General features: G+C 53.3%; 7 protein-coding genes and 1 tRNA gene. 5 read left to right on the top strand and 3 right to left on the bottom strand.

Annotated elements, in window-relative coordinates; all coding sequences use genetic code 11:
• Positions 1 to 329: 329 nt before the first annotated feature.
• The gene (locus tag GOV87_RS17845) at positions 330 to 3650 is read left to right on the top strand and encodes an adenylate/guanylate cyclase domain-containing protein (RefSeq protein WP_171212669.1); all 3321 of its coding nucleotides are present in this window, start codon (positions 330 to 332) and stop codon (positions 3648 to 3650) included.
• A 366-nt stretch (positions 3651 to 4016) separates the two neighbouring features.
• Here GOV87_RS17845 and GOV87_RS17840 read toward each other — a convergent pair whose 3' ends face one another.
• Positions 4017 to 5963: a DUF3604 domain-containing protein gene (locus GOV87_RS17840; RefSeq protein ID WP_254447407.1), complete on the bottom strand. Its 1947-nt coding sequence runs from the start codon at positions 5961 to 5963 to the stop codon at positions 4017 to 4019.
• 250 nt (positions 5964 to 6213) lie between these two features.
• Here GOV87_RS17840 and GOV87_RS17835 point away from each other — a divergent pair, with 250 nt between their 5' ends.
• A complete protein-coding gene (locus tag GOV87_RS17835; protein WP_171212668.1) occupies positions 6214 to 7650 on the top strand; it encodes an arylsulfatase in 1437 nt (478 codons plus the stop codon).
• A 904-nt stretch (positions 7651 to 8554) separates the two neighbouring features.
• Entirely contained in the window at positions 8555 to 8848 is a 294-nt protein-coding gene (locus tag GOV87_RS17830) for a hypothetical protein (RefSeq protein ID WP_171212667.1), read from the top strand.
• 246 nt (positions 8849 to 9094) lie between these two features.
• On the opposite strand, the gene GOV87_RS17825 is transcribed toward GOV87_RS17830, so the two are convergent.
• Together GOV87_RS17825 and GOV87_RS17820 are read right to left on the bottom strand one after the other, a co-directional pair.
• Positions 9095 to 9170, bottom strand: a tRNA-Ala gene (locus GOV87_RS17825).
• A gap of 143 nt (positions 9171 to 9313) precedes the next feature.
• Positions 9314 to 9640 carry a TIGR02300 family protein gene (locus GOV87_RS17820; protein ID WP_171212666.1) on the bottom strand — a complete coding sequence of 109 codons (327 nt, stop codon included), beginning with the start codon at positions 9638 to 9640 and terminating at the stop codon, positions 9314 to 9316.
• Between the two features lie 100 nt (positions 9641 to 9740).
• Here GOV87_RS17820 and GOV87_RS17815 point away from each other — a divergent pair, with 100 nt between their 5' ends.
• The gene (locus tag GOV87_RS17815; protein ID WP_171212665.1) at positions 9741 to 10436 is read left to right on the top strand and encodes a M48 family metallopeptidase; all 696 of its coding nucleotides are present in this window, start codon (positions 9741 to 9743) and stop codon (positions 10434 to 10436) included.
• Positions 10437 to 10466: 30 nt separating this feature from the next.
• Positions 10467 to 11114, top strand: coding sequence for a GntR family transcriptional regulator (locus tag GOV87_RS17810; RefSeq protein ID WP_171125422.1), 648 nt, complete (start codon positions 10467 to 10469; stop codon positions 11112 to 11114).
• Positions 11115 to 11132 lie beyond the last annotated feature (18 nt).

The following is an 11132-nucleotide window of genomic DNA, read 5'->3' as shown; positions in this document are numbered from 1 at the left end:
TGAATCAGCAGTTCATGCGTCGATCAAGGAAGAGTTTTTCAACAAAATAAGCCCAGAGCAGAAATACAGCTATCCACTGGATACGGAACCGCACTAAATATTTATGTTACGATACCATCACGTCGTACCGACGCGATGCCGAAGGACCCGTCCCATCCAGAGCGACGAAGTCCTTGACCAAATTCGATACGGTGATTTTCAATGCGTAGAAAGAGTTCAAGTGCGCGGAAATTGCGACTCAGTAAACCGCAACGACCAACCGGAGAAAGGGATGCATGCTGGTGCATCGCAGGCGATAGTTCTGCAGCCGCCGCACGCGAAAGGATCAAATGTCTGAAATCTCGCGCTGGCTAGAGAAACATGGCTTGTCCAAGTATGCTGGGTCGTTTGCAGAGCATGAAATCGAACTAGGTGATTTAACCGAATTAACGGACAAAGATCTCACTACAATCGGGCTTCCCCTAGGTCCGAGGCGCCGTTTCATGAAAGCTGTTCGAGCTGAAGCAAAGGGAGAGACTTACCCGCACAACACTGCGTTAGGTCCCGCGATCGTCGCTGAGCGCCGGCAGCTTACCGTGATGTTTATAGATTTGGTTGGATCAACGGAAATATCCCAGCGCGTCGATCCGGAAGATTTGGCGGAAGTACTCCGGCTGTTCAAGGAAACCTGCGCTGCGTCGGTGGCCGCTTTTGATGGCCACATCGCAAGTTACTATGGTGATGGGATAATGGTCTTTTTCGGGTTTCCTCATGCGCACGAAGATGACCCAGAGCGAGCCATTCGCGCAGGTCTTCGCATTATCCAGGAAATTCCAGCTATCCGCACTCATGCGAAACTGAATGTCCGAATTGGGATCGCAACTGGGTTGGTTGTAGTTGGTGATTTACGTGGAGAAAAAATGTTTGAGGACGGAACGGCGATGGGGGAGACGCCGAACCTGGCCGCACGTCTACAAGCAATGGCTGAGCCCGGGACATTGATCGTCGCTCCCAATACTCATCATTTGGCGGGTGATGCTTTCGAATACGTTCTGCGTGGCGCATTCAAGCTTAAAGGTTTTGCCAGAGAGGTCGAAGCTTGGCAGGTGACAGGAGCACGGGAAACAGTCAGCCGTTTCATGGCAGAAGAAGACGAGTTACTGAACCCTTTGATCGGACGCGCCGCAGAATATGAAACCCTCAATGAAAAGTGGAAGTTGGCAAGTGGCGGTCAAGGACAAGTTGTGCTGGTGTCCGGCGAGCCAGGAATTGGCAAGTCTAGATTGGTTGAAGAATTAAGGCAGAGCATTCCGACGATGTCGCACGCTCAAACGCGATATCAGTGTTCTCCCTACCATTACGCGAGTGCGTTTTATCCGGCCATTCGCCAAATTGAGAATGCTGCGGGCCTTCGTTCAGACGACAAGAACGAAGTGAAACTCAGAAAGATATCCTCTGTTCTAAGTGACCAGTCGGATCACACACTGAAACTGGCCGCGTCCCTACTTTCGGTCCCTTTTGAAGACCAACTGGGTGAACTGAATCTGACGCCACAGCAACTCATGGATCAGACCTTAGAAATGCTGTTGGGCAATCTGACTTCGCAGGCTGAGGAAAAGCCAGTGTTGCTCTTGTTTGAGGACGCGCATTGGATTGATCCGACAACTAAATTATTGCTTGACCGAATTGCCGATCGGATTCGTGACCTTCCAGTATTGGTCGTGATGACGTTCAGACCTGAATTTGACCCGGGTTGGGCATTGCAATCCAACCTTTCTAAATTGGTCTTGAAGCAATTGGACTTTCACCAGGTCAAAAACATTGTGGACGAAGTTGCAAAAGGGCATTCGATTTCTGACGAAATGTACAATGTCGTCGCTGCCAGATCCGATGGCGTCCCGCTATATGTCGAAGAAGTGACAAAAGATCTATTGGAATCAGGGGTTTTGACAAAAGGAAGGGACGCATACTCAAAGGGTGGGGCGTCCCCGGCAAGCTCGGTCCCAAGCACGTTGCATGATGCACTAATGGCGCGGCTTGACCGACTGAGTTCCGTCAAGGAGGTCGCCCAGATTGGGGCGGTTATCGGACCTCAATTTTCTTTTCCGTTGATCGCCAAGGTCGCTCGGATCAGCGACAAGGCGTTGCGCGCGGGATTGGAACTTTTGGTCGACGCAGGCATTGTGACAGTTTCTGAACAAGAAAACCTTGAAACTTTCAGCTATCGCCACGCCCTAATTCGCGACACAGCTTACAACAGTCTCTTGAAGAGCGAGCGCAGGGTCTTGCACGCACGTGTTGCGCGAGCGTTAAGCGGTAAATCAACCCATATTGGCGATGCCAGTCCGGAAATACTTGCGCACCACTACACGATGGCGGGTATGAGCAAGGAGGCAATCGACTATCGCTATCTCGCAGGCCAACGCGCAGTCCAACGTTCTGCCAATATCGAGGCGAACACACAGCTTTCCTTGGCGATCGAGCAGTTGAGCCAACTGTCTCATGGTGTTGAGCGGGATCAGAAAGAAATTGAGGTTCAGATTCTCAGAGCAGGTGTTCTACGATCGACTGCAGGAATAGCTGCCGATGAAACAGGGACCGTTTATGCAAGAATACGCGACTTGTGTGAACGGGTGGACGAAACAGAACATCTGTTCCCTGTTTTGAATGGCTTGTATTCCTTCCATTTGGTGCGTGCCGAGTATGATTTAGCCAGAAGTGTTGCTGCGCAGTTGCTGAATTTGGCAGATACAACGGGTGAGACACACCATCAGATGGTAGGGCATCGAGCCATGGGCGCAGTGCTGTTTCATATTGGAGAACTAAACCCTGCATACGAGCACTTGAGTAAAGCGCTAGAGCTTTACAGTCGGAAACGCGATGGGCACCTGGCTTACATATACGGTTCGGACCATGCGGCGATAACGTCGTGCTTTTTAAGCATGGCTGTATGGATGCGCGGTGCGCCAGACAAAGCACTTGAGATACAAAAACAAGCGGTTGCTGCAGCTCAAAAGCTGGAGCATGCGCACAGCATAGCACAGTCGCTAACCTACCAGTGTATGCTCTATCTTTTGCGCCGCGAACCTGGAAAAGTCATTGAATCCGCAAATCAGTTGGAGGAACTGTCTTCAAAACACTCGTTCACCTTCATGTCGCTGACTGCAACGCTCTGGCGAAGCTGGGTGGATGCCTACCTTTCCCCTGAGCCCGAAAACATCCACGCATTGCGACAAGCATCGGAAGCGTGGTGGGCCAGCGGAGCTGGGAATTACAAACCTTTCTTTTTGACGATGATTGCGGAACTCACGTTGAAAACGGGTGATCGGGAAAGTGCCTTACAGTTGTTAGCCGAGGCCCGCAGGTACCAAAGCCTTACAAACGAAGGATGGGCGCAAGCTGAGACCGACCGCGTTTATGCTCTCGCAATTTCTGAAAGTCGGTTCGCCGAAGTAGAGTTTTGTGAGGCTTTGAACACGGCAAAACGACAGCAGGCAAGGATGTACGAACTTCGGATTGTTGTAGACTACATCAAGAGTTGCCAAAAATTTAGACAGACCCCCACTCCCAACTTTGGCTTAAATGCTGTCTTAGAAACTATCATAGGAGGAGAGCTAACAGTCGACGTGAACAACGCCCAAAATCTGCTTGATCAGACTACTTTTGACTAACTCTCAAAAATTCAGAGCGGTGCAGTTGGGTAGATTGCGACTCATACTCGGAACTTAACTAGGTGTTCGTCTGTTTGAGCGTTCGACAGAAACTGTATCCAGGAGTATCCGACCCGCGTTTCTTCGTAAGCCGCTTCATGGCGAACAGTACTCAATTCCACTCAATTTCTGCACTGCCCAATAAGTGGACATTCTTGCCAGAGCAGCGAATGACCAAATCGTCCGCATAGCAGTCATTCAAGCCGAGTGCAGCTAATAGCTGCTTTGAGCCCTAACTGCACGTTCGCGTGGATAGAGTATTCCTACCGAAATGACCCGAGGGGGTCTGGTCATTAGTTGTGACCAACGTGAGTTTTTCAAAAGGTCTCAGCCCTCGGGAGTATACCAAATTGGCGAAGTGTAAGCACGTTCCTGAGTTGACGTAGGCACCTCGGTTGGCAATTCGTCTCCGAACCGAACAGCATCGTAAATTGTCCACCTCGGTGTGGGGATCTCCAGAACACGGGCATAGTAGAAAGCGGGCGTAGAAGGGTCGAAGTCGGGGTCTTTCCAAACGGTGATCAGTTCCGGAGATCCTATTGAATTCGTAAACGTGCCCGTTGCTGCATCCACGGTGTTCCCCACCGCTGGCAGGTTGCCGTCCGCATCGGGTTCTCGGTCTCCCGACCAAGCCACGTCATAGACCTGCTCTTCGGTTTCGCCGCTGGAATTTAGCCAACCTTTCACAATCTGAACACGGTCGAGATTGCCGGAGAACGGATCTTTCAGCGCAGCAACCAAAAATGTTGGGGCGTCCGCTCCTTCTGTCGTGTCTGCGAGGTCTCCTCCCATCGTAACGCCTTTTTCATATCCTATTTCGGCGGGCAAACGAGACCTTGCATCAGCTTCCGTAAAGTCCCAGCCACCAAAGAAGCGTACTGCGATGCGACTGCCGGTCGTCCCATAGACCTCTTTCCGTTCCATAGCGTCGAAAATTGCTTCGCGAGTGTTGTCCTGAGCCCAGACTGCTGCATAGCCAGAGGCTGCCATTTCCCACCCGAGTATCCTCAAGGCATCAAACTCACCAACGACATGCTGCCAACGGCCGGGCTCTGGTTCGACTCCAGAGTGTTTGCCAAAGAAATTATCTTCTTCCGCTGTTGCCAAAGCCGTATGGCTGTCGGTCGAGCCCACTACTCCGAACTTGTATGGGTTGGTGCCGAGCTGAGCCTCTAGCTTGAGACCGTTCTTCAAGGCCTCACGAGCATATTCGTATTGGAGCATCCAATCTTCTTTGGGCGTTGGGCCAAGGTTGGATTTATCCCAAGTTTCATAGTCTGCGAATTCATCGTTTGGGCTCAGAAACGGATGCGTTTCGCCGTCACCCTTGATTTGGGTGATTTCGTACATCGGTTCCCACTTCGCGCGCCGTTCTGCGTACTCTGCCGTCAACGGTTCACCGGTTTCCGGATTAGTCTCAACCGGGAACATAAGACCGTTAGAGACATTGCCGTTGTGGGCGAGGGCCAGCACACGACCGCCAGTCTCTTGTTCATATGTTTCCATCCAGTCCCATAACCGTTCCGGGTTAAAGGTTTCCGCGGTTGTGAAGGGCAGCATTTGCCGAGCGCGAATGGCATCATCCCGGTAAATCACGTTGCGATGGAGGTTGTTGCCACCCTCAGTAGACGTCCACTCGTATCCGATGAACGCCGTGAATGTGCCGGGGGCGTTGTGATGATCCGCAGTCTGTGTGAAGTCGTCCCAGACGGATTGTACAAACCGGCGATCTGAAACAGCCTCGGGAAGAGCGTCCCCGGTGATGCCGGCAAAAGTCTCGATAACTTCCATTGTAGCGCCGAGAGCGACGTCCCCCCCGGCGTTAAGGCGCTCGTTCCAGTCGCGAAGCGTTGGGTCACGCATCAGCGTGGAGTTCCCGGCGACGATTTCATTCATGGCGCCCATGGCATCTGAGTGATCGGATACGACCAACCAATCAAGCGGACGCGACAACCGCACGCGGAGGCCGTGCGACGTGGTGACTTCCTCGCCGCGCGCAAACCTATAGGCATCATCGGGGCTCAGAATGACGCCAAATCCGCGAGCATCGAGTGAATTTGACGTGTGCAGGTGCGTGTCACCCCACAACGGGCGTGTAGGAAAGTCTCGACCTGCATAAGGCGAAAAATAAGCAGGCGCGGGTTCGCGCATATCATCAACCGATATGGTCATCTCTCCAACTTGCCCGCCTTGTGCGGTCTCTTGAGCATTTGAAGAACTTGATATGAATGCTGCGGAAACGATTGCTGTCGATGTCGTCAGAAAAAACTTCATTTGAACCTCCCAGCCGCGCTGAATGCCAGCCTATGGCAGCATCTGAAGTGGCTGTTCGTCAAGGAAAACGAAGGTTTTTCTTAGGTGAGCTCAAGAAACTTTGGGTGAGGGACGACTAATCCCAGGCGACAGCTTCGCCGGAACTCTGACGCTCGGCCGGGGCAAAAAGAACCGCAACGAGTGGGCTTCTTGACGACTGGTGGTCTGTTTCGTCAGTCTTGAGCCCGTGATCTTGATTGGAGGCGTTGTCATGAAGTGGTTATCGCGAGCATTCCTACTATCCTTGTCCTTTTTGTTTGCCACGGTCGCTTCAGCTCAAGACAAGCCAAACATCGTATTCATATTTTTAGATAATTTTGGTTGGGGCGAGCCCGGATTCAACGGCGGCGGCATAATCCGAGGAACAGCGACTCCCGAGATGGACGCCCTCGCTGCGGAAGGATTACGACTCACGAACTTCAACGTGGAAAGCCAATGCACGCCGTCCCGTGCAGCGACCATGACAGGACGATACGGTATCCGAAGCGGCAACCACACGGTTCCACTGGGCGGCGGCGTCTACGGTCTGACTCAGTGGGAAATCACGATGGCCGAGATGCTGAAGGAGGTAGGATACAACACGGCCATGTACGGCAAGTGGCACCTTGGATGGACCGAAGGGCGCTATCCAACGAATCAAGGATTCGACGAGTTTTACGGCGTTGAGACCACTGACGTTACAGTCTGGCGCACGCTTCCGGGATTTGCCGAAGCGAACATGGACGAACCTGTGGTGATGCAAGGTGTTGCTGGCGAGCCCGCGACAGTAGCGCGCGACTATGATCTGGATTATCGCGGTGAGATAGATGGCGACCTGACACAAAAAGCCATCGAATTCATCGAAACCAAGAGTGGGGAAGATGCACCATTCTTCATCTATCTTGCTTACACGCAGACCCACTATCCAAACATCGTGTCCGAAGAATTTGATGGGGCCACTGGAAACGGTGTCTGGGCTGACATTCTACTTCAAACAGATAGCTATATCGGACGTATTGTTGATGCGATCGAGGGGGCAGGTGTTTCCGACGACACCATGGTGATAATTACTGCTGACAACGGCCCCGAAGCTCTTCCGGTTGGAAACGCCAACGTCTCGCCGGTGCCAGCGGTACATGGTACAGCCGGACCTTGGCGCGGTACTCTGTTTACCAGCCTCGAAGGAAGCATGCGCGTGCCCTTCGCCATCAAGTGGCCGGGGAAGATCCCCGCTGGTTCAGAAAGCAATGACGTTGTCCACTCAATGGACCTTTTTCCAACACTGGCGGCGTTCGCAGGCGGTAGAGTGCCGGAAGACCGGGCATTTGATGGCATCGACCAGTCAAAGTTCTTTCTTGGCGACCAGCCAAAATCGAACCGAGAAGGCGTGATCGTCTACATGGGTGAGCAGATATTCGGCGTAAAATGGAAGGACTGGAAAGTTCTGTTCAAAGAGAACACAACGGCTTTTGGCGCGACGGAGCCTTTCGACACACCAAGGGTCTACAACCTTCTGAATGATCCACACGAGCGTGAAAGCGTACTCTTCCCGCACACATGGGCGGCCGAAAAAGCGCTGCCGCAGTTGCAGGAACACATTGCAACCTTCGAGGAGTACCCTCCAATCCCACCGGGAACGCTTGATCCCTACGAACCACCCAAAAACTGAACAGCGGCTTTGTCCGCCAGCCGGACACTGATCGCAAGGGGGCCCCGGTCTTGTTGGAATGCAAAGCGGTCGTTCGTTCTTTGTGCAAAAAAGTTCAAAACATCTCACTCATTCACGGCGCAACGCATTTGTAACCGTACGCGTTCCCTCATCTCGTCTGCTTTATCAGTTAAATAGTCCAGCCCCCCGCGCGTGATGGGCGTGGGACTTGAGTAAAATCGAGCGGCGTTCAAGTTGGGCCAGTGGATGAGGAGCGACATTCGTGCTCGGGTGACGATGTGTGGGCGCCAACGAAATCTCCGTGAAGCCATGTAATTTAGGGGGTAATTGGGTGCAATTGTGCTGACGCCAAAATCGATCCAAAAAATCAATTGATTTGGTGGAGCCTTAGGGGTAACGCCGCCAAACGCCTAATGCACTGATAGTAAACACTATTGTAGTGTGTTGGTTTGCAGTTTGTCTCACCCTAGTGTCACACCGACGCTTCGGCTACTCCTATTGACCACATTCGTTCAGGCAGAATAGCAAAGTGTGAAGCCGTCTCCTCTATATGTCTCCAATGATCAGGCCTGAGGGGTGCGTACCCCGGTGATGTATGCACTGTCGTTGTCCAAGCATGGGGGAACTCTGCCTGCCTTTAGTAAAAGATACGGGCTCGGAAAAACTCGCCAACAATTTGGCAATTGGAGTGGGCCAGAACAGCGGATATTGATGCGATATGCACAAAATAGCTGTCACGAACCCAGAGTGGAAAAACTTGATGGGGCCAAGCTAGATAGCGTCTTCACGGTGTAGAAAAATTGACCACCTACATTAAAATCGTATTGTCGAATATGGAGCGACAATAAGTTCACGCCGTTAAGTGCTTCGAAACAATTGTAGATCAAAATGAAAGAGGGACATTATGAAAAAACTTCTTTTAGCTTTGCCAGCAGCCGCAATTCTCGGTGCATGCGACGAAGGCAGCACAACCAGTGGCACGTCGGCAACCCCAACCGCAGCAGAACAAGCGTGCTTGCGTGATGTCACTGCGACCACCAACAATCCGGATGTAGCACTGCTCGGTTCTGAGTTTTCTGAAGCCGGTACGTTTGTGCGCGTCGGCGTCGGACCTGACCGCGCCCCTTGGCAGTGCATCGCCTACAGCGACGGTACAACAGATGGCATCATGTCGCTGACGAACGAAGGTACTCTCTAGCCTCACTATGTTCTCTGAACATGGTCTTTATCCCTTGGACACTGTGTAGTCTCCTGCACAGTGTCGATTGCTAGTGATATTTGAAAACCTACTTTGAACTTTGGTGAGAGAAAGCATGGGTAGGGGCCAACGGAAGTAATAGATTCCGTGTCTGGACAGTGAGAGATACGCATACAGCTTCATTTTGTGTCACACCTGTGTGTCACATCGCTCTAGTGCATACTATCCAGTTGTATTGTTAGGTATTGGTGGAGCCTAGGGGAGTCGAACCCCTGACCTCTTGCATGCCATGCAAGCGCTCTCCCAACTGAGCTAAGGCCCCATACAAGTACTGCCGAAGCAGTGGACGGACGTTTATGAGACAGTGGCGGTTAGCGCAAGTCCAAAAACAGGCTGACTGACCAAAAACTTTTAGCCCGCCGTCCGGGACGGTTCGAGGCGGCGCGGGGCCGCCTCTGACCGGAATTAGTTTTCGTCCTCGGACGACATGTCAGTGATGTCGTCCAGCGAGACGTTATCATTGTCGTCGTCATCATCGTCCAGCAGATCGTCTTCCAGTTCAACGTCGACGTTGTCGTCATCATCCAGAACAATATCTTCATCCGACGCGTTCTCACGCGCTTTGGCCGATGCTGCGTCTTCCGCATCTGCGGCGATCATCCGGCTTTTGCCGGTTTCAAGCTCCACGATCTCGCCGGTATAGGGGCTAACGATCGGGTCCTTGTTCAGGTCATAAAACCGCTTACCGGTTGTCGGGCAAACGCGCTTTACACCCCATTCTTCCTTGGGCATGTCAATTCCCCTTGATATCAGGTGAGTCGTATCAACGATTCAGGTCACGTGCCACATGCGGCGGGTACTGTCAAAGCCTTTGAGCAGGAGAAACAGGCATATGGGAGATCACGCACTGCCCGGGACGCCTCCGGTGCCGCTGACATTGCGCAAGTCAGCACAGGCGCGACGGATCAGCCTGCGAATTTCCCAATTGGACGGGCGCGTTACACTGACTTACCCGCAAGGCGTGCCAGAGGCCGAGGCGCTGAACTTTGCACGTATGAAAGAAGACTGGATCCGGCAACATCTTGAGGACAGACCGGAGCTGTCGGTTGTCCAGTTTGGTCAAAGTATCCCGGTCGAGGGCGTCGCACGGCGAATCGTTCCCGCCAGCGGACGTCGTGTGCAGATGGGCACTGATGAAATCGCAGTCCCAAAGGGCGCCGAGGCGCGACGTTTGGCCAGATTTCTCAAGGAACTGGCGCGGGATCGTCTTACCGGGGCGTGCGATGACTATGCGGCCATGTTGGGACGTCCGTATTCCAGCCTGACGATCCGGGATACGCGGTCCCGCTGGGGGTCGTGCAGTTCGACAGGTGGTTTGATGTTTTCTTGGCGGTTGATATTGGCCCCGTCCGATATCCTGCATTACGTCGCGGCGCATGAGGTTGCGCATTTGGCAGAAATGAACCACTCGCCCGCGTTTTGGGCGCAGGTTGAGCGCATTTTCGGGGACTACAAAGACCAAAGACGGTGGCTGCGCGACAACGGGGCGCAGCTTCATCAGTATAGATTCGATACTGCCATGAGTTGACCGCAGGTCAGTTTGTGATCACATGGGGGCATGTTAAGCGCTCGTCCTTCAGAAACCCAAACAGCAACACATGACCGGGTTTACCGTGCCCTGCGCGCCCGTATCATGCACGGTGAGATTTCGCCGGGTCAGGCCCTGACTTTGCGCGGGATCGGCAAAGAGTTTGGTGTTTCGATGACCCCGGCGCGCGAAGCGGTGCGGCGTCTGGCAGCTGAAGGCGCGCTGTTTCTCTCGTCATCCGGCCGTGTCTCGACGCCCGAGTTGACGAATGACCGGATCGAAGAGCTGGCGGCCCTGCGCGCCCTGCTTGAGGTGGAGCTGGCAAGCCGCGCTTTGCCTCGGGCGCATATGGCTTTGATCGACCGGCTTCAAAGCATCAACATGAACGTGGCTGAAATGGTCACCAAACGCGATGCTGTCGGCTATATCCGGACCAATCTTGAGTTTCACCGGACCCTTTACCTGAGGGCGCAGGCACCCGCGATGCTGGCCATAGCCGAAACCGTCTGGCTGCAATTGGGACCGACGATGCGCGCTTTGTATGGTCGTTTGCGCCGGACTGAGCCGCCGCATTACCACAAGCTGATCATTGCCGCGCTCAAGGCCGGGGATGAACCCGGTTTGCGCCTCGCGGTGCGCTCGGATGTCACGCAGGGCCTGAGGATGCTGGTCAGCTAGGCGACTTGTCGCCGAGCG

Origin of the sequence: Ruegeria sp. HKCCA5426 (assembly GCF_013034585.1) — a bacterium.
Classification (GTDB): Bacteria; Pseudomonadota; Alphaproteobacteria; order Rhodobacterales; family Rhodobacteraceae; genus Ruegeria.
Note: the sequence above shows the minus strand (reverse complement) of the source record. Positions and strands in the feature narration are given on the sequence as shown.